General features: G+C 63.5%; 24 protein-coding genes. 10 read left to right on the top strand and 14 right to left on the bottom strand.

The window, feature by feature from the left end:
• Position 1 precedes the first annotated feature (1 nt).
• The 5 genes from IB272_RS08820 to IB272_RS08800 all read right to left on the bottom strand — a co-directional run bounded on the left by IB272_RS08820 (position 2) and on the right by IB272_RS08800 (position 6,952).
• Positions 2-2,482: a glycoside hydrolase family 2 protein gene (locus IB272_RS08820; RefSeq protein ID WP_192444317.1), complete on the bottom strand. Its 2,481-nt coding sequence runs from the start codon at positions 2,480-2,482 to the stop codon at positions 2-4.
• A gap of 83 nt (positions 2,483-2,565) precedes the next feature.
• Positions 2,566-3,660, bottom strand: coding sequence for an ABC transporter ATP-binding protein (locus IB272_RS08815; RefSeq protein WP_034788421.1), 1,095 nt, complete (start codon positions 3,658-3,660; stop codon positions 2,566-2,568).
• 4 nt (positions 3,661-3,664) lie between these two features.
• Positions 3,665-4,606 (bottom strand): carbohydrate ABC transporter permease, encoded by a 942-nt coding sequence (locus tag IB272_RS08810; RefSeq protein WP_089044240.1) that lies wholly within the window; start codon positions 4,604-4,606, stop codon positions 3,665-3,667.
• Position 4,607: 1 nt separating this feature from the next.
• Entirely contained in the window at positions 4,608-5,516 is a 909-nt protein-coding gene (locus IB272_RS08805; protein ID WP_034788417.1) for a sugar ABC transporter permease, read from the bottom strand.
• A gap of 200 nt (positions 5,517-5,716) precedes the next feature.
• Positions 5,717-6,952, bottom strand: a complete 1,236-nt coding sequence (locus IB272_RS08800) for an ABC transporter substrate-binding protein (RefSeq protein WP_113135749.1) — start codon at positions 6,950-6,952, stop codon at positions 5,717-5,719.
• Between the two features lie 520 nt (positions 6,953-7,472).
• Between IB272_RS08800 and IB272_RS08795 the strand changes: the two genes are divergently transcribed.
• From IB272_RS08795 to IB272_RS08780, 4 genes are all read left to right on the top strand, one after another.
• Positions 7,473-8,528 (top strand): LacI family transcriptional regulator, encoded by a 1,056-nt coding sequence (locus IB272_RS08795; protein WP_060520634.1) that lies wholly within the window; start codon positions 7,473-7,475, stop codon positions 8,526-8,528.
• A gap of 112 nt (positions 8,529-8,640) precedes the next feature.
• Entirely contained in the window at positions 8,641-10,263 is a 1,623-nt protein-coding gene (locus tag IB272_RS08790; RefSeq protein WP_060584925.1) for an ABC-F family ATP-binding cassette domain-containing protein, read from the top strand.
• Positions 10,264-10,497: 234 nt separating this feature from the next.
• On the top strand, positions 10,498-10,953 hold the full coding sequence (locus IB272_RS08785; protein WP_162733017.1) for a hypothetical protein: 456 nt from the start codon (positions 10,498-10,500) through the stop codon (positions 10,951-10,953).
• A 170-nt stretch (positions 10,954-11,123) separates the two neighbouring features.
• Positions 11,124-11,321, top strand: a complete 198-nt coding sequence (locus tag IB272_RS08780) for a hypothetical protein (protein ID WP_112770915.1) — start codon at positions 11,124-11,126, stop codon at positions 11,319-11,321.
• A gap of 82 nt (positions 11,322-11,403) precedes the next feature.
• Here IB272_RS08780 and gndA read toward each other — a convergent pair whose 3' ends face one another.
• The 5 genes from gndA to ccoG form a co-directional block, all read right to left on the bottom strand.
• Positions 11,404-12,834 carry an NADP-dependent phosphogluconate dehydrogenase gene (gndA, locus tag IB272_RS08775; RefSeq protein WP_060584920.1) on the bottom strand — a complete coding sequence of 477 codons (1,431 nt, stop codon included), beginning with the start codon at positions 12,832-12,834 and terminating at the stop codon, positions 11,404-11,406.
• Positions 12,835-13,014: 180 nt separating this feature from the next.
• Positions 13,015-13,173, bottom strand: a complete 159-nt coding sequence (ccoS, locus tag IB272_RS08770) for a cbb3-type cytochrome oxidase assembly protein CcoS (RefSeq protein ID WP_043615060.1) — start codon at positions 13,171-13,173, stop codon at positions 13,015-13,017.
• Positions 13,170-15,458 (bottom strand): cation-translocating P-type ATPase, encoded by a 2,289-nt coding sequence (locus IB272_RS08765; protein ID WP_192444316.1) that lies wholly within the window; start codon positions 15,456-15,458, stop codon positions 13,170-13,172. Before IB272_RS08765 ends, ccoS begins: the two co-directional genes overlap by 4 nt.
• Positions 15,455-15,967 carry a FixH family protein gene (locus IB272_RS08760; protein WP_060584916.1) on the bottom strand — a complete coding sequence of 171 codons (513 nt, stop codon included), beginning with the start codon at positions 15,965-15,967 and terminating at the stop codon, positions 15,455-15,457. The genes IB272_RS08765 and IB272_RS08760 overlap by 4 nt, the downstream gene beginning before the upstream one ends.
• Positions 15,964-17,538, bottom strand: coding sequence for a cytochrome c oxidase accessory protein CcoG (ccoG, locus tag IB272_RS08755; RefSeq protein WP_034788396.1), 1,575 nt, complete (start codon positions 17,536-17,538; stop codon positions 15,964-15,966). Before ccoG ends, IB272_RS08760 begins: the two co-directional genes overlap by 4 nt.
• Positions 17,539-17,765: 227 nt before the next feature.
• On the opposite strand from ccoG, the gene IB272_RS08750 reads away from it, so the two are divergent.
• From IB272_RS08750 to IB272_RS08730, 5 genes are all read left to right on the top strand, one after another.
• Complete coding sequence (locus IB272_RS08750; protein ID WP_089044184.1) at positions 17,766-19,244, top strand: sodium:alanine symporter family protein; 1,479 nt, start codon at positions 17,766-17,768, stop codon at positions 19,242-19,244.
• Complete coding sequence (locus IB272_RS08745; RefSeq protein WP_246810324.1) at positions 19,220-20,053, top strand: helix-turn-helix domain-containing protein; 834 nt, start codon at positions 19,220-19,222, stop codon at positions 20,051-20,053. The genes IB272_RS08750 and IB272_RS08745 overlap by 25 nt, the downstream gene beginning before the upstream one ends.
• Positions 20,054-20,117: 64 nt before the next feature.
• Positions 20,118-20,528: a polyketide cyclase gene (locus IB272_RS08740; RefSeq protein WP_060584914.1), complete on the top strand. Its 411-nt coding sequence runs from the start codon at positions 20,118-20,120 to the stop codon at positions 20,526-20,528.
• A 4-nt stretch (positions 20,529-20,532) separates the two neighbouring features.
• On the top strand, positions 20,533-20,886 hold the full coding sequence (locus IB272_RS08735) for a VOC family protein (protein WP_060584912.1): 354 nt from the start codon (positions 20,533-20,535) through the stop codon (positions 20,884-20,886).
• 360 nt (positions 20,887-21,246) lie between these two features.
• The gene (locus IB272_RS08730; protein ID WP_060585239.1) at positions 21,247-22,143 is read left to right on the top strand and encodes a hypothetical protein; all 897 of its coding nucleotides are present in this window, start codon (positions 21,247-21,249) and stop codon (positions 22,141-22,143) included.
• Positions 22,144-22,177: 34 nt separating this feature from the next.
• On the opposite strand, the gene IB272_RS08725 is transcribed toward IB272_RS08730, so the two are convergent.
• Positions 22,178-22,981, bottom strand: coding sequence for a helix-turn-helix transcriptional regulator (locus IB272_RS08725; protein WP_060584910.1), 804 nt, complete (start codon positions 22,979-22,981; stop codon positions 22,178-22,180).
• Between the two features lie 104 nt (positions 22,982-23,085).
• Between IB272_RS08725 and IB272_RS08720 the strand changes: the two genes are divergently transcribed.
• On the top strand, positions 23,086-24,639 hold the full coding sequence (locus IB272_RS08720) for an MFS transporter (RefSeq protein ID WP_113135751.1): 1,554 nt from the start codon (positions 23,086-23,088) through the stop codon (positions 24,637-24,639).
• Between the two features lie 380 nt (positions 24,640-25,019).
• On the opposite strand, the gene ccoP is transcribed toward IB272_RS08720, so the two are convergent.
• Genes ccoP through ccoO form a run of 3 tightly spaced genes read right to left on the bottom strand, consistent with a single transcriptional unit; the run spans position 25,020 to position 26,784 of the window.
• Positions 25,020-25,883 (bottom strand): cytochrome-c oxidase, cbb3-type subunit III, encoded by an 864-nt coding sequence (gene ccoP / locus IB272_RS08715; protein ID WP_060584908.1) that lies wholly within the window; start codon positions 25,881-25,883, stop codon positions 25,020-25,022.
• Positions 25,884-25,887: 4 nt separating this feature from the next.
• Positions 25,888-26,040 (bottom strand): CcoQ/FixQ family Cbb3-type cytochrome c oxidase assembly chaperone, encoded by a 153-nt coding sequence (locus IB272_RS08710; protein WP_034788377.1) that lies wholly within the window; start codon positions 26,038-26,040, stop codon positions 25,888-25,890.
• 12 nt (positions 26,041-26,052) lie between these two features.
• On the bottom strand, positions 26,053-26,784 hold the full coding sequence (gene ccoO / locus IB272_RS08705) for a cytochrome-c oxidase, cbb3-type subunit II (protein WP_034788367.1): 732 nt from the start codon (positions 26,782-26,784) through the stop codon (positions 26,053-26,055).
• Positions 26,785-26,789: the final 5 nt, after the last annotated feature.

The raw sequence follows: 26,789 nt of genomic DNA, 5'->3' as shown, positions 1-26,789 counted from the left end.
GTCAACCCTTTCCCTGGCAGGATTCGAGATCGAAGGCGGAAAAGCGCGGCAGCGCACCTGCGTCAAACGGCACCTTCGGGGTAAAACGGATGACCTTCGTCTCGCCGGCCAAGAGGTCGAAGGCGTTGTCGGAATAGCGCCCGGCGACATCCGCCTCGATCATCACATGCAGCGCCAAACCGCTCGCCTTGACCGTGACGTCGAAGGCGCCTTCGCCTGCGGGCGCGACATCGAGTGTCAGGCCGGACGGCTTGAGGTCGAGCGCCTTATAGGTGCCGTTGACGTGGTGCCCCTCACCGCGCATGCCGTTCGATGCCTCGAACGACCAGAACAGCAGGTCGCCTTCCGGAATGTCGAAAGCCGCGATCGTCGCCAGCGTTGCTGCCCGGTCCGGGCTGCAGGTACCGGCGACCGCCGCGAGCGGCGTGCGCTGGCCATCGAGCGAAACCAGGAAGGTCTGCAGCTCGACGGTCACCGGCTCTGCCGTATCGTTGACCATCGAGAAGGCGATTTCCTTTCCATCTGCCGATGGGATCGCTGCGACCGAGACCGGCTGGAAGAAGCGACGGACCATGTAGTGCATCGCCTTCCAGCTGCCGCCATAGTCGAGGCTCGACCAGGAGGCGACCGGCCAGGTGTCGTTGAGCTGCCAGTAGAGCGTGCCCATGCAATGGGGCTTCAGCGAGCGCCAGTAGTCGACGGCCGTGCGGATCGCCAGCCCCTGCTGCACCTGGCTGAGATAGACGAAGGCCGGAAAATCCTTGGGGAAGCGGAAGTAGCGGAACATCGTGCCGGCGATGCGCTCGTTGCCGCCGACATTCTTCTGGTGGCTCTCGATCACGGGCGACGCGATATTGAGGTCCTTCTCGGCCGCAAACTGCCGGATGACCGGCATCGACGTATAGGACTGGAAGCCGAACTCCGAGCAGAAGCGCGGCCGCACGGTGCGGTAATTGTCGAAGGACTTGTTTTCGTGCCAGACCGACCAATAGTGCATGTCGCCGGAACCATCGGCATGCCAGGCGTCGCCGAAGTCGAGATATCCCGACGCCGGGCTCGACGGCCACCAGATCGCTTCGGGCAGCGCCGCCTTCAGCGCCACCTCGATGGTGCGGTTCAGCCGGTCATAGGAGACGAGATAACGGTCGCGATCCTTGCGCGGCTCTTCGAACCAGGTGAGCGCGCCGACGAGCTCGTTGTCGCCACACCAGACCGCGATCGACGGATGCGACGACAGGCGCTTGGCCTGGTAGTCCACCTCGGCTGCGACATTCTCCAGGAAATCCGGCGTCGAGGGATAGAGGTTGCAGGCGAACATGAAGTCCTGCCAGACCATGAGGCCCAGCCGGTCGCACAGATCGTAGAACCAGTCCGGCTCGTAGAAGCCGCCGCCCCAGACGCGGATCATGTTCATGTTGGCATCGACAGCCGAGGTCAAAAGGTCCTCGACGCCTTCGCGCGTCACCCGCGACGCCAGCGCATCGGCCGGGATCCAGTTGGCGCCCTTGCAGAAGATCTCGCGGCCGTTGACGCGGAAGGCGAAGCGGCTGCCGGCCTCGTCCTTGTCGGTCAGAAGCTCGACGGTGCGGAAACCGATCTGACACGTCACCTGCTCCTGCGGCACCTCGACGGTCAGCCGCGACAGGTCCTGCTCGCCGCTTCCAGCCGGCCACCAGCGCTTGGGCTCGCTTACGGTGAAGACATGGGTGATGCGGGTCTCGCCCTTGCCGACGGCGCAATCGAGCCGTTCGCGGTCCTCGTCGAGCGAGAAGTGCACCGGCACAATGCCCGGCCCATAGGCAAAGAGCGTCAGCGTCACCACCAGATCGACGCTGCCATCCTCCAGCCAGACCTGCTTGCTCGTCACATGCTCGATGCGGGCGATCTCCAGCCGGCAAAGGGCGATCTTTCCGTAGACGCCGAGCGGCGCGATCGCGAGGTTCCAGTCCCAGCCGAAATGGCACTGGGGTTTGCGCAGCATATTGCCGTTGGCGATCGGTGAATTGCCAGGGTGATAGGGCACGTAGAAGGGCTGCTCCGCCTGCCGCCGCGCGCCTTCGGCAATCGAGGAATGCAACACGATGCGGATGCGGTTCTCGCCTGCAACCAGCATCTTCGAGACATCCGGGCGATAGCGGCGGAAGCAATTCTCCGCTTCAAGCACCAGCTTGTCATTGACGAACACCGAGGCAACCGTGTCGAGGTATTCAAGGTCGAGATACCAGTAGCCGGCAATGTCGTCGGCACCGACCGTGACCGTGCGCTCGATCACCCAGTCCTTGTGCGCCACCCACTGCACGTCGTTCTCGTTGCGCCCCACATACGGGTCGTCGATCACGCCGGCCTTCAGCAGCGCCGAATGCACATCGCCCGGCAACTCCATTGCCAGCGCATGGCTATTGTCGACGGAAGAAAGTTGCCAATCCCCTGCGAGATCGAGACGAATGGCGGTGCGGGTGAAATCCTCAGAGAGCATGCGCATGGTTCCATAGATCGACCGGCCACGCCGGCACAGTCATTGCTGGGAGGTGCCGGGCAGAAGTGGCCGCCCGGCATCTCCTTATTTCAGAGTCGGTTCTCGCTTGTCGCATCGAAGATCGAGGCGACGCCCATGTCGAAGGAGAGCGTGACCGCCGTGCCCGGCGCATAGCGCCGCTGGCCGGCGATACGAACCGACATCGACTGTCCGGCAAGCTTCAGCCACAGCAGATTGTCGGCGCCCATCGGCTCCTCGATATCGACGACCGCCCGGTGCGAGGCCGGCGCGCCACTTGCCGCTTCGTCGACGCGCACATGCTCGGGCCTCAAGCCCAGCACCACCTTCTGGCCATGCACGAAGGGCGCGCGCGACGGATAGGCCGACACGTCGAAATCGACGCCGTTGGCGTGGACGTAGGCGCGCTGGTCGCGCAGCTGCAGTTCGCCGCGAAAGAAGTTCATCGACGGCGAACCGATGAAGCCGGCGACGAACAGGTTTTCCGGCGCGTTGTAGATCGTCATCGGATCGGCAAGCTGCTGGATCACGCCGCTCTTCATGACCGCGATGCGGTCGGCAAGCGTCAAGGCCTCGATCTGGTCATGGGTGACGTAGATCATCGTGTTCTTCAGCGACTGGTGCAGCCGCTTGATCTCGACGCGCAGTTCCGAGCGCAGCTTGGCGTCGAGGTTGGAGAGCGGCTCGTCGAACAGGAACACGTCGACATCGCGCACCAGCGCCCGGCCGATCGCCACACGCTGGCGCTGGCCGCCCGAGAGTTCCGAAGGCTTGCGCTTCAAGAGCGGCTGGATCTGCAGGATCTCGGCGGCGCGGCTGACGCGCTTGTCGATCTCTTCCTTCGGCACCTTGGCGACCTGCAGGCCGAAGGAGAGGTTCTTCTCCACCGACATCTGCGGATAGAGCGCGTAGGACTGGAACACCATGCCGATGCCGCGGTCCTTGGGCTCCTCCCAGGTGACGTTCTTGTTCTTGATGAAGATCTGCCCGTCGCTGACATCGAGCAGACCGGCGATGCAGTTGAGCAGGGTCGACTTGCCGCAGCCGGACGAGCCGAGCAGCACCAGGAACTCGCCGTCCTTGATGTCGAGGTTGAGCGTGTCGAGCACAGTGACGGCACCGAAGCTCAACGACAGGTCTTTGACCGATACGCTGACGTTTTGCATGTTGTTACCCTTTCACTGCGCCGGCGGCGATGCCGCGGACAAAAAGCCGTCCGGAGACGAAGTAGACGAAGAGCGGAACCGCCCCGGTCAGGATCGTCGCCGCCATGTTGACGTTGTATTCCTTCACGCCCTGGACCGAGTTGACGATGTTGTTGAGCTGAACCGTCATCGGGTAGTATTCCGGCCGGGTGAACACGACGCCGAACAGGAAGTCGTTCCAGATGCCGGTGACCTGCAGGATCATCGCCACGACGAAGATCGGCAGTGACATCGGCAGCATGATCTTGAAATAGATCGTCCAGAAGCCGGCGCCATCGACGCGCGCGGCCTTGAACAGTTCCTCCGGCAGGCCGGCGAAATAGTTGCGGAAGAGCAGCGTCAGGATCGGCATGCCGAAGATGGTGTGCACGAGGATGAGGCCGGTGAGCGTGCCGTAGATGCCCATTTCCCGCAGTACGATGACGATCGGATAGATCATCACCTGATAGGGAATGAAGGCGCCGACAATCAGGATGGTGAAGAACAGCTCCGCCCCCTTGAAGCGCCAGTTGGCGAGCGCATAACCGTTGACCGAGGCGATCGCGATCGAGACGATCGTCGAAGGAACGGTGATGCGCACCGAGTTCCAGAAGCCGCGCGAAAGGCCGTCGCAGTTGAGCCCCGTGCAGGCGCTCGCCCAGGCCTTTGCCCAAGGCTCGAAGGTGATTTCAACCGGCGGGGCAAAGATGTTGCCGAGCCGGATTTCCGGCATGCCCTTGAGCGAAGTCATGACCATCACGTAGAGCGGCAGCAGGTAGTACAGCGCCACGACGATCAGCGTGCCGTAGATCATGATGTTGCGGCCAGACAACGCCCGGCGGGGCTTGGCGCCGCGGGGGCCGGCGACGACCCGGTTTGTCTGCGCCTGCAGTGCGGCCTCTTCAGTCACCGAATTGAAAGCAACGATATCAGACACGCTTGCGCCCTCCCCCGAATTCCAGATAGGCCCAAGGCACGATGATGATGGCGACGGTGATGAGCATCATCGTCGAGGCGGCAAAGCCCTGACCGAGGTTCTGCGCCTGGAACATGTAGTCGTAGACATACTTTGCAGGCACTTCCGACGCGATGCCGGGACCGCCGCTCGTCTGCGCCACCACCAGGTCGTAAACCTTGACGATGCCGCTGGCGATGATCACCAGCGTGGTGATGAAGACGCCGCGCATCATCGGAATGACGACGAAGATGTAGGTCTTCCACATGGGTATGCCGTCGACGCGCGCGGCCTTCCAGATGTCCTCGTCGATGCCGCGAAGACCTGCGAGCATCAGGCACATGACGAGCCCGGTGCCCTGCCAGAGGGCTGCGATCAGGATGCCGTAGATGACGATGTCGGCATTATAGAGCGGGTCGAAGGTGAAGCTTTCCCAGCCGAGCGAGCGCACCACCGACTGGATGCCGAATTCCGGATTGAGCAGCCATTGCCAGACCAGGCCCGTCACGATGAAGGACAGGGCGAAGGGATAGAGCATGATGGTGCGGAAGGTATTTTCGAAGCGGATCTTCTGGTCCATCAATGCGGCCAGCACGAAGCCGATCAGCAGGCTGAAGATCAGCGAGAAGATGCCGTAGATTGCCAGATTCTGCACCGAAATCAGCCAACGCGGCGCCGCCCAGAGGCGCTCGTACTGATCGAGGCCGACGAATGAGAGCCGCGGCAACAGCTTGGAATTGGTGAAGGAATAGACGACCGTCCAGATCGTGCCGCCGAGGAAGATCACCACGGCCGTCAAGATCATCGGGACGGAGGCAATCTTCGCGTTCAGGTTCCGCAGCCACTGGTTCGGTCGGCCCGAACCTTGTGTGTAACCCGCCATGTTTCGTTCCTCCGGAACTGCATTGGGTTTCGGACGATGGGCAGCCCCGCGCACTCAGCGCGTAGCGCTCTGCCACATCAGGGCGACAACCACTCCCATGGGGCCCGCAAACGCATCACGCGCGGACGACCGGCACATCCTGCCGAATGGGAGGCTTTGACCGGCCTCGTTTTCAAAGAGGCCGGCCAAGGCAGTTGCGGTTACTCCGCGTTCGCGATGATGTCGGCGAAGCGCTTCTGCGCGTCTTCCGGCGTGATCGACGGGTTGGCGAAGAATTCGGAGAACAGGTCTTCCTTCTGCTTCTGGCTGTCGGCCGAAAGCAGCTGGTCAGTACCCTGGATCACGTTGCCCTTGGCAAGAATGTCCAGCCCCTTCTTCATGCAGTCGTTGGCAGCCGCCAGATCGACGTCGCCGCGCACCGGCAGCGAACCCTTCTTGAGGTTGAAGGCGACCTGCGTCTTCGGATCGAGCAGCGTCGAGGCCAGCGCTTCCTGCGCCTTCGACTTTTCCTCGTCCTTCAGAAGCGGGAAGTAGAAGGCGTCGCCACCGGTCGAGATGATCTCGTTGACGCCGAGGCCCGGCAGGCAGGTGTAGTCGGTTCCGGCCTTCTGACCGGCAAGCGCGAATTCACCTTGCGCCCAGTCGCCCATGATCTGGCCGCCGGCCTTGCCGGTGATGACCATGTTGGTCGCCTGGTTCCAGTCCTGGACGTTGGAGCCCTTCGACATGCGGCGGGCATCGTCGGCAGCCTTGAAGACCTTGGCGATCTCAGGACCCGCTGCCACTTCCTCGTCCTTGTCGCCGAACACCTTCTGGAAGGTGTCCTTGCCGGCGATCGCCACCATCAGCACGTCGAAGGCGCCGGCTGCCTGCCACGGCTGACCGCCGACGGCGAGCGGCACGATGCCTGCCTTTTCGAGCGCGGGCGCCGCGGCCACGAATTCATCCCAGTTCTTCGGAACCTCGACGCCGGCCGTCTTGAAGGCCGCATTCGACAGCCACAGCCACTGCCAGGAGTGGATGTTGACCGGGGCGCAATAGATCTTGCCGTCGATCGTGCAGGAATCGAGCAGGCTCGCCGGCTTGATGATGTCCTTCCACTTCTCGCGGGTTGCGACATCGGTGAGATCACGCATCAGCCCGGCCTGAACCAGTTCCTCGGCCTGGCGACCATGGTTGAACTGCGTGGCGCCCATCGGGTCGCCACCGGTGATGCGGCTGATCATGATCGGACGGGCGGTACCGCCAGAACCGGCGATCGCGCCGTCGACCCAGCGATTGCCTGTCGCATCGAAGGCCTTGGCGAGTTCCGCGACCGCGGCAGCTTCGCCGCCCGAGGTCCACCAATGGGTCACTTCAAGATCGACAGCGTTGGCTGCGCTGAGCGGCAGGGCCACGGCGGCTGAAAGCACGGCGGCGAAAGAACGTAAATTCATGAGTCTCCTCCCTCACTGTAACGTTACCGTAAAAAACTTAGTGCAATCGATTACAGGACGCAACACCCACCACAATCGATTTAAACAGAATTTTAAAAAACACCCATTGCGTGCATACGGCAGCCGCGTTCCAAAGCGCTTTGCGCGCAATGGCGGCACCCACGCGGCCAGCAGGAATCCCTTACATCGCGCTGAAATACATATATTTTCCGCAACAATGGCGCACCGGCATCGGAGGCGCCATCTCGCAAGTGCAAAAAGCATGCGCCAAAACTTCCGATTCAACCAGTCCGCTCCATCTTTCGCAGCGCAGCAACGAAAACGCTCGACATCGCAACTGTATCGTTACAGATTTGAAGCAAATTGAGCCATCCAAAGCAGCATAGCCGCCACCGACTTTTCGTATATAACGCGATGACGTGACAGGGCGACGGCGCGGCGGATGGAACTGAACCGACGCGTTTCGCTGCCGGACGGGCAATCTGGCGGCGGGCGGCAAGAGAGTGGGCGGGTGACGGCAATGGACAACAAGACGAAAAACAGGCCGCAGACACTGCCGGATGGAGCCCGTCCGACACTGAAGACGATCGCCTTCATGACCGGGCTCGGCATCACTACGGTTTCGCGGGCGTTGAAGGATGCGCCCGATATCGGTGCGGAAACCAAGGAGCGTGTGCGGCTCGTCGCCAAACAGATCGGCTACCAGCCGAACCGCGCCGGCGTGCGCCTGAGAACCGGCAAGACCAATGTCATCAGTCTCGTATTGACGCTGGAAGAAGAGATCATGGGCATCACCAGCCCGATGGTCGTCGGCATCACCGAGATCCTTGCCGGCACGCCCTACCACCTGGTCGTCACCCCCTATAGCGCCGTCAAGGACGCGCTGGCGCCGATCCGCTATATCCTCGACACGGGTGCCGCAGACGGCGTGATCATTTCGCGCACCGAGCCGCACGATCCGCGCGTGGCGCTGCTCACCGAACGCGGGCTGCCCTTCGTCACGCACGGCCGCACCGAAATGGGGATCGTTCACCCCTATCACGACTTCGACAACGAGCGTTTCGCCTACGAGGCGGTACGCAAACTGGTGGCGCGCGGCCGGCGGAAGCTGGTGCTGCTCGAGCCGCCGCCGCACCTCACCTTCTATTCACACATGCGCGCCGGTTTCGAGCGTGGGCTTCGCGATTTCCAGGCGGATGCAGTCGGCTTCCACCAGACCAACATTGACCATTCGCTGGTCGAGATCCGCGACGCCTTCGAGCCCCTGATGCGCTCGGCGGACGCGCCCGACGGCATCGTTTCGGGCAGCGGCTCCGGTGCGATCGCTTTGATTGCCGGCCTGGAAATGGCCAAGAAGAAGCTCGGCGAAGACTGCGACATGGTCTCGAAGTCACCGAGCGACTTCCTGCGCTGGCTGCGCCCGGAAGTCATGACCATGTACGAGGACATCCGCGTGGCCGGTCGGGAACTGGCCAAGGCAGTCATCGGCCACATCGACGGCCAGCCGCCAGAAACGCTGCAGAGCCTCAGCCAGCCCGAGTTCCAGCCGCCGATCACGCGTGGCTTGCGCGCCTAGGAACGGCTGAAAACAGCCCTCAAGTCTTGCTTGTGACGCAGAAACCTGCGACAGGCCGGGGCAACAATTGGGCGCGACTGCGCCCCGCTCCTCCCTTCAGGCTACCGCAGACATGATCCGTATCGAAAACATCAGCAAGCAGCTCAGCCACCGCATCCTTTTCATCGAAGCCTCCGCCGCGCTTAACCGCGGTGAAAAGGTCGGCCTCGTCGGCCCGAACGGCGCCGGCAAGTCCTCGCTCTTTCGCATGATCACCGGCGAGGAAATACCGGACGAAGGCCAGGTCGCCGTCGATAAGGGCGTCACCATCGGCTACTTCAACCAGGACGTCGGCGAGATGTCCGGCAACAGCGCTGTTTCCGAAGTGATGAACGGCGCCGGACCGGTGAGCGAAGTCGCCGCCGAGCTGCGCGAGCTCGAAGCCGCCATGGTCGATCCGGATCGCCTCGATGAAATGGACGCGATTATCGAGCGCTACGGCGAGGTGCAGGCGCGCTACGAAGAACTCGACGGCTACGCGCTCGAGGGCCGCGCCCGCGAAGTGCTGGCGGGCCTGAGCTTTTCCCAGGAGATGATGGACGGCGACGTCGGCAAGCTCTCGGGCGGCTGGAAGATGCGCGTGGCGCTTGCCCGTATCCTGCTGATGCGGCCCGACGTGATGCTGCTCGACGAACCGAGCAACCATCTCGATCTCGAAAGCCTGATCTGGCTCGAAGACTTCCTCAAGAACTACGACGGCGCACTGATGATGACCTCGCACGACCGCGAGTTCATGAACCGCATCATCACCAAGATCATCGAGATCGACGCAGGCCAGCTCAACGCGTATTCGGGCGACTACGGCTTCTACGAGCAGCAGCGCGCCCAGAACGAGAAGCAGCAGCAGGCGCAGTTCGAGCGCCAGCAGGCGATGCTCGCAAAGGAGATCAAGTTCATCGAGCGCTTCAAGGCGCGCGCCTCGCACGCCTCGCAGGTCCAGAGCCGCGTAAAGAAGCTCGAGAAGATCGACCGGGTCGAGCCGCCGAAGCGCCGCCAGACGGTCAACTTCGAATTCCGCCCGGCGCCGCGCTCCGGCGAAGACGTCATCAACATCAAGGGCGTGCACAAGAAATATGGCAGCCGCAGCATCTATGAAGGGCTCGACTTCATGGTGCGCCGCCGGGAGCGCTGGTGCATCATGGGCATCAATGGTGCCGGCAAGTCGACGCTGTTGAAGCTCGTCGCCGGTTCCACCGAGCCGGACGAGGGCAACGTCGCGCTCGGCGCCAGCGTCAAGATGGGCTACTTCGCCCAGCATGCGATGGACGTGCTCGATGGCGACCGCACGGTGCTGCAGCAGCTCGAAGACACCTTCCCGCAGGCCGGCCAGGCGCCGCTGCGCGCGCTTGCCGGCTGCTTCGGCTTTTCGGGTGACGATGTCGAGAAGAAGTGCCGGGTGCTTTCCGGCGGCGAGAAGGCGCGCCTGGTGATGGCGATCATGCTCTTCGACCCGCCGAATCTGCTTGTTCTCGACGAACCGACCAACCACCTCGACCTCGACACCAAGGAAATGCTGATCAAGGCGCTCGCGGACTACGAAGGCACGATGCTGTTCGTTTCGCACGACCGCCACTTCCTCGCAGCCCTTTCCAACCGTGTGCTGGAGCTGACGCCCGAGGGCATCCATCAGTATGGCGGCGGTTACACGGAATATGTCGAGCGGACCGGCCAAGAAGCGCCGGGTCTTCGCAGCTGAAGCAAAGCAAGCTGGGCGTCGCGCGCCGGCGCCCAGCATTTCGCAGTCACCGCCTTCCTCGGCGGGACCGAGGACCTGCAAGCAGAACCCAAACGCATAACGCGACCCTGCTCTAAATCGGTACTGAAAAAACTAGGTTCTTGTGGCGCTGCCGTGGCAACGCCCACCGATCCTAACTTATCGCGCCGTGAAATCGATGGGACTTTGGTCCGACTCTTGCTGCCAAAGGTCTGAGTGTCATTGCCGCGCCATGCACCGGTCACATATTGCACGGGCTGGGGCGCCATCGCAGCAAACAAAAAAGCTGCCAATCACTTCAGACAGGTGATGTTCGGCATGACATCGAGAATTGCATGGAAAGACAGGCTGACTGACCGCGCGTGGGCCTTCCTGTCCAATCCCTTGACCATCGGCATCTATCTTGCGTTCGCCATGCTTTGCGCCTTCGTCGGCAGCGCAACGACCGGTGTCCCGGCCTATCTGCTTATGGCCATCGGCTTTCTGCTGGTGATCTTTGTCGATCCGCCAAAGAGGCTGGGTAGGCTGCGGCAACGGCGCCGCCGCTCGTCACCGGCAAACACGGTTACGCCATTCCCGCGTCGCACGGATGAGCGCGAAACGATGCGGGGTTCGCAGCGCCCTGGCGAACGCAGCCGAACCCGCGACGACCGCCACGCTTCTCGGCGCTAGCCGCGCCCGCCAGGGGTCTTTGGGACAACTGGCGTCACGCGGTGCACAAGCCTCAGCCCGCAACAATCGGCCCTTTCGGCCGTTTTCCGTCTGACGTACATTCCCATGAACGGACGCATGACGTCCACGGTGCAGCCAAGCCATCCAGCATGAGATGGCGATGAAAGCGCGTGGGCACGATGAAGACGAAACACTACGTGCTGCAAATCTTTCGCGCCGCCTTCACCGACAGGCTGGTGCTGATCATCGTTGTGCTGATGATTGCCTCGCTTTTCGCCGTCCTGCCGATCAAGTCCTGTTCCAATCCCACCGCGTCAGGCGGCGGGGGAACCACAGAACGATCTGTACCCGTCTCGATGACAGGCTAGCACCCCGTCCAGGCAAAACGAGACCCAAACGAAAACGGGGCGACCCGAAGGCCGCCCCGCATTGATCTGTTTACCCGAACGGTCAGGCGTTGAGGCCGCTGCCCCACGGGCCATGATGGCTGTCGGCACCGTCGACGCGGTCAAAGCCATGGGCGCCGAAGAAGTCGCGCTGCGCCTGGATGACATTGGCCGTGCCGCGGCCGCGGCGGTAGCTGTCGAAGTAGCCGAGTGCGGAAGCGAGTGCCGGAACCGGCAGGCCGCCGAGAACGGCGGCCGAGACGACGCGGCGCAGTGCCCCGTCGGTGTCCTTCACCATGGCGGCAAAGGCCGGCGTCACGATCAGGTTGGCGGCGTCAGGCGCCTTGGTGAAGGCGGTGGTGATCTCGTCCAGGAACTGCGAGCGGATGATGCAGCCGGCGCGCCAGATCTTGGCGATCGTCGGCATCGGCAGGTTCCAGTTGAACTCCTTGGACGCGGCCGACATCACGGCAAAGCCTTGCGCATAGGCGCCGATCTTGGCGGCAAGCAGCGCGCTTTCGAGATCCTTGATGAAGGCTGCCTTGTCGGCAACCTTGAACTCGCCGACTTGGGGAAGGCCGAGGATCTTTTCGGCGGCTTCGCGCTCGTCCTTCATCGAGGAGATGCTGCGGGCTGCAACCGCCGCCTCGATGCCGGTTGCCGGCACGCCCATGTTCTGCGCCTCGATCACCGACCACTTGCCGGTGCCCTTCTGGCCGGCCTTGTCGAGGATCAGGTCGACGATCGGCTTGCCGGTCAAAGGATCGGCAGCCTTCAGCACCTTCTCGGTGATCTCGATCAGGTAGGAATTGAGGCGGCCCTTGTTCCAGGTGCCGAAGACTTCGCCAATCTCGCTCGCCGACATCTTCAGGCCGTCGCGCAGGATGCCGTAGATTTCGGCGATCATCTGCATGTCGGCATATTCGATGCCGTTGTGGATGGTCTTGACGAAGTGGCCGGCGCCGTTTTCGCCGAGCCAGGCGACGCAAGGCACGTTGTCATACTTGGCGGCGATCGAGGTCAGCACGGTCTCGACGCGCTTCCAGGACTCTTCCTTGCCGCCGACCATGATCGACGGGCCGTGGCGCGCACCTTCCTCACCGCCGGAAACACCCATGCCGATGAAGGTAAGACCCGAATCCTTCAGCGCCTCGAAGCGGCGCATCGTGTCGCGGAAGTTGGCGTTGCCGGCATCGATCATGATGTCGCCCTTGGCGAGATACGGCTTCAGGATTTCCATCTGCTGGTCGACCGGCTCGCCGGCCTTGATCATGATGATGATCGGACGCGGCGGGCGGATGGCGGCGACAAACTCTTCAATGGTTTCGCAGGGCACGATCTGGCCCTGGAGGTCGCCGGCCTCCGCGTAGAATTTGTGCGTCGCTTCGACGGTGCGGTTGAACACCGCGATCTTGTTGCCTTTTTCAGCGATGTTGAGCGCCAGGTTCGAGCCCATGACACCGAGACCGATTAGGCCGATTTCCGCCTGTGACACGTGATTGCCTCCATTGGACAGAAGTGCCGGGCGCGATCGGGATAAACGCGTCTGTGCCGGCCCTTCGAATTGAACTTCGCCCCCTCGCGCGGGGCTCTGTCGAAGGCCCAGGCGCGAGAAGCGACGGCGGAGGTTGTTTTGGCATTCAAATCGATTAAGGACAAGTGATTACTGACGAAATCACTTCTTTTCAGGCTTGCCATCGCCATCGTCGAGCACCCGCCAGGAGGCGCCTTCGAGGTCTTCGTATTGGCCGCTCTTCAGTGCCCAAAGGAAGGCGACGAGGCCAATCCCACCGAGAAACAGCGCGATGGGAATGAGATAGATCAGCGTGTTCATGAGGCGCTCCCTACCGGCCGCAGCGTGACAGGTGCCTTCTGTTCGGCGACCTCCGTGACATTGCCGGTCGCCGCGCGCAGGCGCAAGGCGTTGGCAACGACGATCACCGACGAGGTTGACATGGCGACGGCCGCGATCAGCGGTGTGGCATAGCCGAGGATCGCGATCGGGACGGCGATGACGTTGTAGCCAATCGCCAGGGCAAAGTTCTGGCGGATCAGCCGCCCGGCCCGGCGCGACGTATCGATCGCCATCGGCACGGCGTTCAGCCCCTGGTGCAGGAAGACGAAGTCTGCCGCCTGGCGGCCAACATCGGCGGCCGTTGCCGGCGCCATCGAGACGTGCGCGGCGCGCAGCGCCGGCGCGTCGTTGATGCCGTCACCGACCATCAGCACGCGGTGACCACCCTCAGCGGCGGCCGCACATTCATCGACCTTGCCGCGTGGCGTCAGTTCCGCCTTGAAGCGCTCGATGCCGGCCCGCTTGGCAAGGGCGGCGACGACCGGCGCACGGTCGCCCGAAAGAATGCCCGTCGAAAGGCCGAGCCGTCCAAGTTCCTCGATGCTCTCGCGGGCGAACGGCCTGAGCCGGTCCTCGAAGCGGAAGCAGGCGAGTTCGCGGCCATCGAGCGACAGGATCACTTCCGACTGGCCGGTCGCCTCGCCGGCATCGCCGCAGGCAAAGGCGCGGCTGCCAAGCCGGTAGAGACCGGTTTGCGTCTGCGCTTCAATGCCGGCACCGGGGATTTCGCGGATGTCGCCATTGACGACGGGCGCGATCGCCGCCGCATCATGAATGGCCATCGCCAGCGGATGGCGCGAATGCACGGCGAGCCCCGCCGCCGTCGCGAGGATCGATGGCTGAATGTCCCCGCCATTGACGAGCCGCGGCTCGCCAACCGTGAGTGTTCCGGTCTTGTCGAGCAGCACCGTATCGATCTCGGCAAGCCGCTCCATCGCCGAGCCGTCCTTGACCATGACGCCGTTCTGGAAGAGCCGTCCGGCGGCAATCACCTGCACGACAGGTACCGCAAGCCCGAGCGCGCAGGGGCAGGTGATGATCAGGACCGCGACGGCGACCAGCATCGCATGATGGAAATCGCCGTTGACGAACATCCAGCCGATGAAGCTGAGCAGAGCCAGCAGATGCACCGCCGGCGAATAGTATTGTGCCGCGCGGTCGGCGATGCGGCGGTAGCGCGCCCTGCCCCCTTCGGCGGCTTCCATCAGCCCCATGATCTCGGCAAGCAGCGAGTCGCGTGCCGCCGCCGTCGCCTCGATCGTCAGCGGTCCTGTGAGGTTCAGCGTACCCGCCTCGACGGCGTCGCCGACCTTGACCGGCGCCGGCGCGCTCTCGCCATTGACGATCGAGCGATCGAGATCGCTGGCGCCCATGAGGATGCGGCCGTCAACGGGTATGCGCTCGCCGGCAGCGATCGCCAGTTTCTCGCCGGGCTTGATCTCGTCGACAGGGCGATACTCGCGTCCGCCCTCGGCATCCACCACCATGGCGCCGCGCGGCGAGAGCCTCGCCAGGCTGCTGATCGCCGAGCGGGCGCGCCCGCGCATCATATGGTCGAGCGTGCGGCCGATCAGCAGGAAGAAGAGCAGCATCACCGTGCCGTCGAACCAGGCATGGGTGCCGTGAGTGATCGTCTCGTAGAGCGAGATCGAATAGGAGAGCGTTATCGCCAGCGCAATCGGCACGTCCATGTTGGTACGGCCGTGCTTCACCGCGTTCCAGGCGGACGCATAGAAGAAGCGTCCGGCATAGATCAGCGTCGGGGCGGCAATCAGCGCCGAGATCCAGTGAAAGAGATCGCGGGTCGCCGCCTCCGCCCCCGACCACACCGAGACCGAAAGCAGCATGATGTTGGCCGAGGCAAAACCCGAGACGGCAACGGCGCGCACGAGCTTCTTCAGCGTCTGATCGCCGTCTTCCTCGCCCGGCGCGAAAAGATGGGTCTCGTAGCCGCGCGAACGGATGGCCCGCGCCAGTTCCCGCGGATCGGTACGGGCGCCATTTACCTGTTCCTTCCAGATGATCGACACGCGCCGGGACGAAAGGTTCACGCGCGCCCGGTCAACCTCCGGCCGTGTCTTCAAGGCGCCCTCGAGCGTAGTAATGCAGGCGCCGCAATGCACGCCGGGCACGCTCAAATCCGTCTGGCGCAGGCCGCCGCCGAGCGACCGGCTCATCAACCACAGCTCTTCCGTTGTCGGCAGTCCCTGCCCGGCCCTGTCGATCTCCAGAGCCATTTCGGTTCCGGGAGCACAGCAGCTCATTTCGCAGCTCCCGGCACCATGAAGCGGATGGCCTGGCGGTAGACGACGGTCTCGCCTGATGTCGCGGTGATATCGGCGATCCACTGGCCGCGCTTCAGCGCGGTTTCGGCAACGAAGACGCCCTCGCCCTGATGCGCCATCTCGACCGTGACGTCCTCATGCTCCTCGACCGGGCGTTTCAGCACAGCCACCACCTTGTCGGCAGTCATCTCCGGGTTGCCCCGGCGCGTCAGCGTGTAGCGCAGCGCCTCGTTTTCGACGCTGAGCTTGCCGTCGAGGCCATCGGCGACAAAGGCCTTCGCTTCCTTCACCTTGCCGTTGAACTGTTGGCTCGCGACATAGGTGTTTTGCACCACCAATCCGCTCCAGCTATGGCTGGCGTTCCAGGCCATGATCAGATTGACGGTGATGATCGTGCCGAAGAACAGCACCATGACGCCGAGCATGTGCCAGCCGGTGAAGGGCCGCGGTGCCTTTGCCTGTTTTGCCCCTGCCTGGTTTATCGTCATTTTGCGGCTCCCGGGCTGTTGAAGTTGGCCTTGTAGACGTCGCGCTCATGGCTCGACGGATCCTCGACGATCAGGCTGAAACCGTCGTCCGCCTCGCCAAGCTTGTCCTTTGGCAGCGTCACGAACACCTTGACTGCCGTCACCTTGTCCGGATCGACACCGAGGGCGAAGGTGCGGCCGTCGCCCGCTGCCTGGCCGGCGATGCGCATCGTAGCAGAGGGCATCCCGTCGATTGCGAGCGTGATCGTGCGTTGTTCCGGGATCATGTTCAAGAGCTTGACCATGTAGCCGTTGCGCACCGAACCATCGGATTCGACGACGAATTGCGGGTTGCGGTCGTGCAGCACGTTGAGTTCCAGCCGGTCGCGCGACAGGAGCGCATAGAGCAGACCGATACCGACCAGCGTCCAGACGCCGAGATAGACGAGCACACGGGGCCGGAAGACGATCTTCCAGTTGAAGTGGCGAACCTTGTCCGAAAATGCGCCGTCGGCGTTGCGCACCCGACCCGGATCGATCGCCGCCGTACCGCCATTGGTAGCAAGCGCCATATTGGCGGCATAATCGTTGAGCGTCGCGTAGGAAATCAGCCCGCGTTCACGGCCGAGCTTGTCCATGACACCGTCGCAGGCATCGATGCAGAGCGCGCAGGTGATGCATTCGAGTTGCTGGCCGTCGCGAATGTCGATGCCCATGGGACAGACGACGACGCAGGCGTTGCAATCGACGCAATCGCCGACGGCCTCCCCGGCAGCGACGGCCTTTTTCTGGTGGCGCGAGCGCGGCTCGCCGCGCCAGTCGTTATAGGTCACGACCAGCGAGTTTTCGTCGAGCATTGCCGCCTGGATGCGCGGCCACGGGCACATATAGGTGCAGACCTGCTCGCGCATCAGTCCACCGAAGACATAGGTCGTCGCCGTGAGAATCGCGACGGTCATGTAGGCGACCATGGGCGCTTCCAGCGAAACGAAGCTTTTCAAAAGCGTCGGCGCATCGGCGAAATAAAAGATCCAGGCGCCGCCCGTGGCAATGCCGATCATGATCCAGATCGAGTGCTTCGACACGCGCTTGACGATCTTGTCGAACGTCCAGGGACCGGCATCGAGCTTCATGCGGGCATTGCGGTCGCCTTCGATATAGCGTTCGACCACCAGGAAGAGATCGACCCATACCGTCTGCGGACAGGTATAGCCGCACCAGGCGCGGCCGACGGCAGACGTCACCAGGAACAGGCCGAAGCCGGCCATGACGAGCAGGCCTGCGACGAAGAAGAACTCCTGCGGCCAGATCTCGATGAAGAAGAAATAGAAGCGCCGGGCGGCGATATCGACGAGCACCGCCTGGTCCGGCGCGTGCTCGCCACGATCCCAACGGATCCAGGGCGTCAGATAGTAGATGCCGAGGGTCACCAGCATCACCAGCCACTTGAAGCGGCGGAAGCTGCCTTCGGCACGCTTCGGGAAGATCTTCTTGCGCTTTTCGTAGAGCGGCTTGCGCACATGCGCCGCATTGACCGGTTCGGCCTCGTGACGTTCGACGGAGGCTGGATTTGCGGCGGATTGTGGGCTCATTTGTGGGAAATCCCCGGATATGTCATGTATTGCACCACGTTTTGCCTGATTTGGCGGCCGAAAACGTTGATCTGTGTCAAGTTTGCGGGCTAAAGCGCCAGCATGCGGCGAAAGGTCCAGGCGCTCGAAAGAGATGCCAGGCTCAAAAGTAGTAAACGGCCTTTCCCATCCGATCCGCACCGCGGTTCGCCACATCACCACACCTTGCAATACCAATGAGGAACCGCATGGACACGATCATCGGCTTTCTGAACACGATCTTTTGGGGCTACGTGCTGATCTACGGCCTGCTCGCCGTCGGCATCTACTTCACCCTGCGCCTCGGCTTTCCGCAGATCGTGCATTTCGGCGAGATGTTCCGGGTCTTAAGCAGCGGCGGCTCGAAGGATGCGGCCGGTATCAGCCCGTTCCAGGCGCTGACCGTCAGCCTCGCCTCGCGCGTCGGCACCGGCAACCTCGCCGGCGTTGCCGTTGCGCTCTATCTCGGTGGTCCCGGTGCCACCTTCTGGATGTGGATGGTGGCGCTCGTCGGCATGGCGACGGCCTATGCGGAAAGCGCGCTGGCGCAGCTCTACAAGGTGCGCAACGAAAACGGTCAATATCGCGGCGGTCCCGCCTTCTACATCGCCCGCGGCCTCAACGCGCCCTGGGCGGCGACGATCTTCTCCGTCTGCCTGATCCTTTCCTTCGGCCTCGTCTTCAACGCCGTGCAGGCCAATTCCATCGCGGACGCCGTCCAGGGTGCGTTCGGTGTGCCTAAGATCGCCGTCGGTATCGCGGTTGCGACCATCTCCGGCATCGTCATCTTCGGCGGCATCCGCCAGATCGCCCGCGTCGCCGAAATCGTCGTGCCCTTCATGGCGATCGCCTATCTCCTGACCGCGATCTACGTGCTCGTCGTCAACGCGTCGATTGTGCCGAGCGTGCTGTGGACGATCATCTCCAGCGCCTTTGGCCTGCAGGAAGCGGCAGGCGGTGTCGCCGGCGGCGTCACGGCTGCGATGATGAACGGCGTCAAGCGTGGCTTGTTTTCCAACGAAGCCGGGATGGGCTCGGCCCCGAACATCGCGGCCGTCGCCACGCCCGTGCCGCACCACCCGGCGTCGCAGGGCTTCGTGCAGTCGCTCGGCGTCTTCATCGATACGATCCTGATCTGCACCGCGACCTCGGTCATGATCCTGCTGTCGGGCACCTTGGAACCCGGTTCCGGCGTCACCGGAACGCAGCTGACGCAAGCGGCCATGAACGTGCATATCGGCTGGGCTGGCAGCTACTTCATTGCCATCGCGATCTTCTTCTTCGCCTTCACCTCGATCATCGGCAACTATTCCTATGCGGAGAATGCGCTCACCTATCTCGGCGGCGCCAATCGCGTCGGCGTTCTGGTCATGCGCTGCGCCGTGCTCGTCATGGTCGTCTGGGGTGCGTCCGAAAGCATTACCACCGTGTTCGACGCGGCAGACGCCTCGATGGGGCTGATGGCGACGATCAACCTCATTGCCATCGTGCTCCTCTCCGGTACCATTGCCAAACTGACGAAGGACTATTTCGCCCAGCGCCGGCAGGGTCTCGACCCGGTGTTCCATGCGGCCGACTATCCGGAGCTGCAGGGCCAGATCGACGGCGAGATCTGGTCGCGCCAAGAGGCGGCCGGCACGGTCCGAAGCGTGGAGGACAAGGCATGGACGGCGCCCACGGGCCGCTGAGACAGACGGAGCCGGCTCCGGCAGAGCCGACACTGGCCAAGCGGCGCGGTATCTATCGAGAGTATGCCGCGCCCGGCGCACTCGGCGGCCATGTCGAATGCCTCTGGCGCCACCAATTGCCGGAGGGGACGGCCGGCCCCATCGCGGTCGTACCCGACGGCTGTGTCGATATCCTCTGGTCCAGGCACGGCCTGGCGGTTGCCGGGCCCGACCGGGTGGCCGCCTTCCCCGTCTTCGCGCCGGGCACCGACATCATCGGCCTGCGCTTCCGCCCGGGCATCGCGGCGTCCTTCCTGCACACATCGCTTTCGCAGATCATCGGCGCGGTCGTTCCGCTCGACGCCTTCTGGGGTCCAGCCGCGCGCAAACTCGAAACCAGGATTGAGGACGCGCCCGATGCGGTCCGCCGCGCCGAGATGCTCACGGAAGCGGTGCTTGAGCGCCTGCCGGCCGTCTCGCCGCCATCAGGCGATATCGCCGCCACCCTCGCCCATCTGCGGCAGAGCCATGGCTCGTCCGACAACAACCCCATCCGCGCCCTCGCTGCCGTCACCGGCACCAGTGAAAGGACGCTGAGGCGCCGCTGCCACGAGCATTTCGGCTACGGCGCCAAGACGCTCGACCGCATCCTGCGCCTACAGCGCTTCCTCGGGGCATGCCAAAGGGAACCATTTGCCACGCTCGGCCTGCTTGCGCTCGATGCCGGCTATGCCGACCAGGCGCATCTGTCGCGCGAGGCCAGGCAGCTGACCTCGCTCTCACCCGCCGGAATCCGCCGCCAGCTCGTCGGTGACCGGCGGGCGGCCTGACTGGCCGTTTCGTTCAAGACCGGTCGGGCGACCCGTGCTACTCCGTCATGCAGGAGAACAAAGCATGGCAACACTTGAAGCAAAGATCGTTCACATCACCATCGACCGCGACTGGCGCGACGTCTATGCCTTCATGGCAAAGCCCGAGAACATGCCGCGCTGGGCGTCCGGCCTGTCGTCGGGCTTGACCCGCGAGGGTGATCACTGGCTGGCGCCGGGTCCGCTCGGTAATGCCCGCGTGCGCTTTGCGCCTGACAACGCCTTCGGCGTCACCGACCATCTCGTCACGCTGGAAGACGGCACAGAGGTCCACAATGCGCTGCGCGTCGTGTCGAACGGCGACGGCGCGGAGGTGATGTTCACGCTGCTGCGGCAGCCGGGCATGAGCGCCGAACAATTTGCCGGCGATGCCGGCTGGGTGGCGAAGGATCTCGCCACCTTGAAATCGATCATGGAATCCGGAGAAGACAGGTAGAAAAATGGGTAACAAGGGCAACGACAGCCGCATCGACTATGTCGAGTTCAATGTCTCCGACATCGCCGCCACCAAGGCCTTCTACGGCAGCGCCTTCGGCTGGACCTTCACCGACTACGGCCCGGAATATTGCGAATTCCAGGACGGCCGACTGACCGGCGGCTTTACCACCACCGGCCCCGTCGGCAGCGGCGGACCGCTGATCATCCTCTATGCCGACAAGCTCGAGGATATGCTCGCCCGCGTCGAAAAGGCCGGCGGCAGGATCGTCAAGCCGATCTTCACCTTCCCTGGCGGAAGGCGCTTTCATTTCGCCGACCCGGATGGTTACAAACTGGCGGTCTGGTCTGCGCAGTAAGCAGGCCCATGAAGGCGCGGCACTGAAACGACCCTTAGACACTGGCGAACGGCCGCTCCCCTCTCGTCCCTCATCTCTGTGCTCGTCACAGAGATCAGCGGCCGTGCGTCTGCAGGGCAGAGATGCCAAATAAAAATGCCGGCACCCGCCCTTCTCGCGCCGCCGACGCGGCGCGACCGGATTTCTGTGACGAGCACAGAAATGAGGGAGATGTTGGTGAGGCCGTCACATTGGCTGACCAGCAGCTAGTCGGTCCATTGCAACCGCACCGATTCCCTGTGGACACGCCCTCCCGCTTTACGCCGGTTTAATCTCTACACGTCAGAATTGCGCGAGACGAACACGAGGGTGCGCAAGAGCATGGCAGACACGCATGGTTTTCTGAAGAACTCCGTCATCATCGGCGCGCATCCCGATGACGAGTTGCTGTGGTTCACCTCGATCCTCCGAAAAGTCGACGAGGTGATCATCCTTTACCGCGATATCTGGTCGGAGCCGCAGATGGGCGACGCACGCGCCGCTGCGATCAAGGCCTACCCCCGCGGCAACGTGCGCTTTCTGGAAATGGAAGAAACCGGCTCCTTCGATTGCGCCGACTGGACGAACCCGAAGCCCGGTCCCTTCGGCATGGAGTTCGGCACCGAAGGCACACGCCGCGAAGCCAAGCGCATCGTCAAGAAATCGCTGTCGCAGATCATGCCCGGCAGCTTCCGCCACTCCACCCGGCCGATCGCTCAGGCTTACCGGGACAATTACGAAACGCTCTATCGCACGCTGCTGCCGCTCCTGAAGCCCGACATGAACGTCTTCACCCACAATCCCTGGGGCGAATACGGCCATGAGGATCACGTCCAGGTCTTCCGGGTGCTGGACCGGCTGCGCGACGAGATCGGCTTCAAGCTCTGGATGTCGAACTATTGCACCGAGCGCTCCATGCCGCTCGCCATGCAGTATTTCAGCCGCAGGCCGCAAGACTATATCCGTCTGCCCGCCGACAAGGGCTTCGCCGAGCAGGTGGCAAACATCTATCGCCAGCACGGCTGCTGGACCTGGCGCGACGACTGGATCTGGTTCGACGACGAGTGCTTCATGGAAGCGCCGTCGAGCAAGCCGGAAAGCGGCGGTTTTCACCTCCTGCCGATGAACCTTTTCAACTTCGGCACGGTCGTGAGAAAGCCGGTCAACACCTCGCTGCTGCTCGGCACGGCGCTATCGAGCGTCGTGGTCGGCGCTACCATCGCCGCAGCCCTCGAATAAGAAGGCCCGGCGCCTGCCGCTTCGGGCGTCGCCATCAGGCAAGCGCCGGCTCGGCGAAGTAAACCACCATCCGCAGATGCCGGTGCTCGTCCACAACCAACGTCTCGTGGCGAAAACGCAGGCGCTCGCTCCCGGCATCGATCAGAGACCCGATCCCGCGACGGACCTCGTCAACGCCAGGCGCTGCCCACCAGCGCCTGAAATCGGCCGACAGGTCCTTCAGGCTTTCGACCAGGGCCAGCATCGACGGATCATCCGGCGCCACGGCAAAATCGTATCGGAACTGGGCAAGCAGCTTCGGCGCGTCCTCGCGCCAGGCAGGCATGCGCCTCCGTATCTCGGGATCGGCAAACACCATTTGCAGGATATTGCCAAGCTCCGGCTGCCGGGCGCTAAAGCCGAACAGAGCGTCTGCCGCAGCGTTCCAGGCAACGACATCCCAGCGCAGGTTGATCACATGGGCCGGCCGGACCGTGAGCTCGTCCAGCAACGTCTGGATCAGCGGCGAAACGGTGACGCGATGATGTGCCTCCGGCGGTGGCGGCCGCTTGTGGGCAAGCAGGAACAGATGGCTGCATTCGGCGTCGTCGAGCTTCAGCGCTCGCGCCACATTCAGCAGGAACGCCTCCGACACTTTGATGTCGCGCCCTTGCTCGAACCACGTGTACCAGGTGAGCCCGACACCGGCGAGCGCTGCCACCTCCTCCCGCCTGAGGCCCGGGGTGCGCCGCCGCCCGGTGAAGGCAAGGCCGGCATCGGCCGGCGTCAGCTTCGCCCTGTGTCTCGTCAAAAACTCCGACAGCTCGTTCTTGCTTCGCTCAAGACTTCGTTCGTTCACGCTATTGCTCTCAGTAATAGGATAACTACTTAAATTGTAACAGGATGATTGTGCCCTGAAGATGTGGTCTCCGCAACCAGCCCAAGCGAAGACGGAGGCCACTTTTGACAATTCTCAGCGACCGACCATCCCACCTCACCGACCATGCCGATCCCGGTGAAACGCGTGCGGGCCTGCGAGAATGGGCCGGGCTCGCCCTGCTCGCGCTCCCCACCATCCTGCTCGGGCTCGACCTGACGCTGCTGCATCTCGCTTTTCCGGCGCTCGCGGCGGATCTGAAGCCCACCAGCACCCAGGCGCTCTGGATCGTCGATGCCTACGGCTTCATGATCGCCGGCTTTCTGATCACGATGGGAACGCTCGGCGACCGCATCGGTCGCCGCAAGCTCCTGATGCTGGGCGCGGCCGCCTTCGCAGTCGCCTCGGTGCTTTCGGCCTATTCCACCAGCGCCACCATGCTGATCACTGCACGCGCGGCACTCGGCGTTGCCGGCGCAACGCTGATGCCGCCGACCCTGGCGCTGATCAGCAACATGTTCCTGAACCCGCACCAGCGCGCGCTTGCGATCGGCGTCTGGGCGACCATGTTCGCGCTCGGCATGGCCGCGGGGCCGATCGTCGGCGGCATCCTGCTCGAACGGTACTGGTGGGGGGCTGCCTTCCTCGTCGCACTGCCGATCGTCGGGCTGCTGCTCATCGTCGCGCCGTTTCTGCTGCCGGAATATCGTGCCCCGCAATCGGACCGCCTGGACATGGCCAGTGCGGCGCTGTCGCTGGCGGGGCTGCTGCCCATCGTCTACGGCATCAAGCAGATCGCCAAGAATGGCCTTGGGCTCGGCGCCACGCTCGGCCTGACCATCGGCCTCGTCGCCACGCTCCTCTTCATCCGGCGACAACGCCGGCTTCGAAGCCCGCTGATCGACCTCGAGCTCTTCTCCGACCGCGCCTTCCGCACCGCGCTGTTGATCCTCCTGATCGGCCTGACGGCTGTCGGCGGCACGATGCTGCTCGTCACCCAGTATCTGCAGCTTGTCGTCGGGCTTTCTCCGCTGTCGGCGGGCCTGAGAATGGGCCCCTCGGCGCTCGCCATGCTTTTGGCCGGCATCACCGCACCGCTCATCGCCAGGCGCTTCGGCCCCGGCCCCGTGATCGCAGCGGCGCTGGCGCTATCCGTGGTCGGCTACCTCCTGCTCGCCCAGCTCGGCCATACGCCATACGGGGTCGGGCTGGTAACCGCCGCATTTGCGCTCGTCTATCTCGGCCTTGGAACCATTGCCGCGCTTGGCACCGATCTCGTCGTCAGCGCCGCGCCGGCCGAAAAGGCGGGCTCGGCCTCGGCTCTCTCCGAGGTGGTGCAGGAACTGGGCCTTGCAGTCGGTATCGCCACGCTCGGCAGCCTGACGACGGCCGTCTATCGCGCCGAAATGGCCGGGCAGACGCTGATCCCCGGCGAGATCGGCAACAGGCTGTCGGACAGCCTCGCCGGCGCCGTATCCGTCGCGACCGAGCTACCGGCGGGCATGCTGGAGCAAGCGCAGGCCGCCTTCATGACCGGCTTCAACGCAGCCGCCGCCGTTTGCGCCGTCGCCATCGCGATCATGGCGACGCTGGCCGTGGTTTCGTTGCGAAGGCGTGTCGGCGAAAAGGCGAGATCTTGAGAGGACACGTCGGCCATTTCATTGACATCTCCCCTCAATGGCGAAACGTCTCCAGATGAAAAAGGCCGCGCCCTTTGGCGCGGCCTTTTCGACTGGATGGATGAGAGCTGCCCCTCACTGTCCTGCCGGACATCTCTCCCCGCCTGGCGGGGAGAGAAACGCTGGGGGCACCCGCCCGGCATCAAGCCTGAAAAGTCTGAGCGGTAGCCCACTCAAGAACGTGATGGGCGGCTCCATCGCCAACCTTGCTTTTAACCTGGCGAGGCTAGCGCGGCTTGCGCCCTTCTCCCCGCCTGGCGGGGAGAAGGTGCCGGCAGGCGAATGAGGGGCGCCACCATCACCTACGGATGCGTGGCAGGTCCGCAAGCCCCTCGTTCCTCTTACTCGCCGCCACCCAGCGAATGCACGAAGATGGCGAGCTGCTTGACGGTGGTGTCGCCGAGGCGCGGCAGCCAGGCGGGCATGACGCCGTGCTTGGGCGCCTTCATCTGGGCGACGATCGCCTGTTCGCTCGAGCCGTTGAGCCACAGCGCATCGGCAAGGTTGGGCGCGCCGAACTCACGGTTGCCCTTGGCGTCGGCACCGTGGCAGGAGGCGCAGTTTGCCTCAAACAGCGCCTTGCCCGGCTCTACCATGGAGGCATTCGACGGCGTGCCGGTGAGGCTGACGACATAGGCCGCCGCCTGCTTGATCTCTTCCGGCTGCAGGATTTCCGCGAAGGACGGCATTTCCGAGACGCGGGTGTCGTCGTCGCCGTTATAGCGGATGCCGTGGGCGATCGTCTGGTAGATCTCTTCGGGCTTGCCACCCCAGAGCCAGTCGTCGTCGTTCAGGTTCGGGAAGCCGGCAGAACCGGCCGCACCCGAGCCGTGGCACTGGGCGCAGTTGACCTTGAAGGCCGAGGCACCGCCGGAAACGGCGAAGTGCTGCAGCTGCGGATCGGCCATGATGTCGGCGAGCGAGCTCGACGCGATCTTCTCGATGTTGCCGGCCTGCGCCGCCTTGGCGCTGGCAAGCTCCGCACTCACCTCGGCGCGGCTCGAATAGCCGAGCACGCCCTTGGTGGCGTCGGTCAGAAGCGGCACGGCCGGATAGACGATCATGTAGCCGACCGCCCAGACGATGGTCGCGTAGAAGGTATAGACCCACCAGCGCGGCATCGGGTTGTTAAGCTCGCGGATACCGTCCCATTCGTGGCCGGTGGTCTCGACGCCGCTGATTTCGTCGACGTGTTTGTCCGCCATTCTATTAATCCTCCTTCAGGGGGATGGCTGCGGCATCATCGGCGGCCTTCTTGGCGCCGGGCCGGAAGATAAAGGCGACGACGCCCAGGAAAAAGAGCGTCATGGCAAGGAGCGCCCAGCTATCGGCGAACTGGCGCATGGCCGTGTAGGTTTCCATGGTGCGGTCTCCTTAGCGATAGCCGGTGGTGTCGTCGTAGGTGGAGAAGTCGACCAGCGTGCCGAGCATCTGCAGATAAGCGATGAGCGCGTCCATCTCCGTCAGCTTCTGCGGATCGCCGTCGAAGTCGCCGAGCTTGGCCTTCGGATAGCGGCCCTCGACGCCGGACGTGTCGGCGTTCGGATCTGCCTGCGCCTTGATGTCGGCAAGCGCGTTGTCGATCATCTCGTCCGTGTAGGGCACACCGACCGCCTTGTTGGCCTTGAGGTTCGCGGCGATGTTGTTCACATCGAGCGGCGTCGCCTTGAGGAAGGCGTAGCTCGGCATCACCGATTCCGGCACCACCGAGCGCGGCTCGATCATGTGCTGCACGTGCCACTCGTTGGAGTAGCGGTCGCCGACGCGCGCCAGGTCCGGCCCAGTGCGCTTCGAGCCCCACTGGAACGGATGGTCGTACATGGATTCCGCCGCCAGCGAGTAGTGACCGTAGCGCTCCACTTCGTCGCGGAACGGGCGGATCATCTGGCTGTGACAGACATAGCAGCCTTCACGCACATAGATGTCGCGGCCGGCAAGCTCCAGCGGCGAATAGGGACGCATGCCCTCCACCTTCTCGATGGTGTTTTCGAGGTAGAAGAGCGGCGCGATTTCCACGATGCCGCCGACGGAGACGACGAGCAGCGAGCCGACGAGCAGCAGGGTCGCGTTGCGTTCGAGCGTCGCGTGTTTGTCGAGAATGGACATTCTCT

This window comes from Ensifer sp. ENS08 (assembly GCF_014852195.1).
In the GTDB taxonomy this organism is placed as follows: Bacteria; Pseudomonadota; Alphaproteobacteria; order Rhizobiales; family Rhizobiaceae; genus Ensifer; species Ensifer adhaerens.
The sequence above is the reverse complement of the archived record's forward strand: the minus strand, read 5'-3'. Positions and strand labels throughout refer to the sequence as shown.

Bases quoted from the DNA above. Each gene is read 5' to 3' on its own strand.
- IB272_RS08820 (WP_192444317.1), bottom strand. From the start codon at position 2,482: ATGCGCATGCTCTCTGAGGATTTCACCCGCACCGCCATTCGTCTCGAT.
- IB272_RS08815 (WP_034788421.1), bottom strand. From the start codon at position 3,660: ATGCAAAACGTCAGCGTATCGGTCAAAGACCTGTCGTTGAGCTTCGGT.
- IB272_RS08805 (WP_034788417.1), bottom strand. From the start codon at position 5,516: ATGGCGGGTTACACACAAGGTTCGGGCCGACCGAACCAGTGGCTGCGG.
- IB272_RS08800 (WP_113135749.1), bottom strand. From the start codon at position 6,952: ATGAATTTACGTTCTTTCGCCGCCGTGCTTTCAGCCGCCGTGGCCCTG.
- IB272_RS08795 (WP_060520634.1), top strand. From the start codon at position 7,473: ATGGACAACAAGACGAAAAACAGGCCGCAGACACTGCCGGATGGAGCC.
- IB272_RS08790 (WP_060584925.1), top strand. From the start codon at position 8,641: ATGATCCGTATCGAAAACATCAGCAAGCAGCTCAGCCACCGCATCCTT.
- ccoS (WP_043615060.1), bottom strand. From the start codon at position 13,173: ATGAACACGCTGATCTATCTCATTCCCATCGCGCTGTTTCTCGGTGGG.
- IB272_RS08765 (WP_192444316.1), bottom strand. From the start codon at position 15,458: ATGAGCTGCTGTGCTCCCGGAACCGAAATGGCTCTGGAGATCGACAGG.
- IB272_RS08760 (WP_060584916.1), bottom strand. From the start codon at position 15,967: ATGACGATAAACCAGGCAGGGGCAAAACAGGCAAAGGCACCGCGGCCC.
- ccoG (WP_034788396.1), bottom strand. From the start codon at position 17,538: ATGAGCCCACAATCCGCCGCAAATCCAGCCTCCGTCGAACGTCACGAG.
- IB272_RS08750 (WP_089044184.1), top strand. From the start codon at position 17,766: ATGGACACGATCATCGGCTTTCTGAACACGATCTTTTGGGGCTACGTG.
- IB272_RS08745 (WP_246810324.1), top strand. From the start codon at position 19,220: ATGGACGGCGCCCACGGGCCGCTGAGACAGACGGAGCCGGCTCCGGCA.
- IB272_RS08740 (WP_060584914.1), top strand. From the start codon at position 20,118: ATGGCAACACTTGAAGCAAAGATCGTTCACATCACCATCGACCGCGAC.
- IB272_RS08735 (WP_060584912.1), top strand. From the start codon at position 20,533: ATGGGTAACAAGGGCAACGACAGCCGCATCGACTATGTCGAGTTCAAT.
- IB272_RS08730 (WP_060585239.1), top strand. From the start codon at position 21,247: ATGGCAGACACGCATGGTTTTCTGAAGAACTCCGTCATCATCGGCGCG.
- ccoP (WP_060584908.1), bottom strand. From the start codon at position 25,883: ATGGCGGACAAACACGTCGACGAAATCAGCGGCGTCGAGACCACCGGC.
- IB272_RS08710 (WP_034788377.1), bottom strand. From the start codon at position 26,040: ATGGAAACCTACACGGCCATGCGCCAGTTCGCCGATAGCTGGGCGCTC.
- ccoO (WP_034788367.1), bottom strand. From the start codon at position 26,784: ATGTCCATTCTCGACAAACACGCGACGCTCGAACGCAACGCGACCCTG.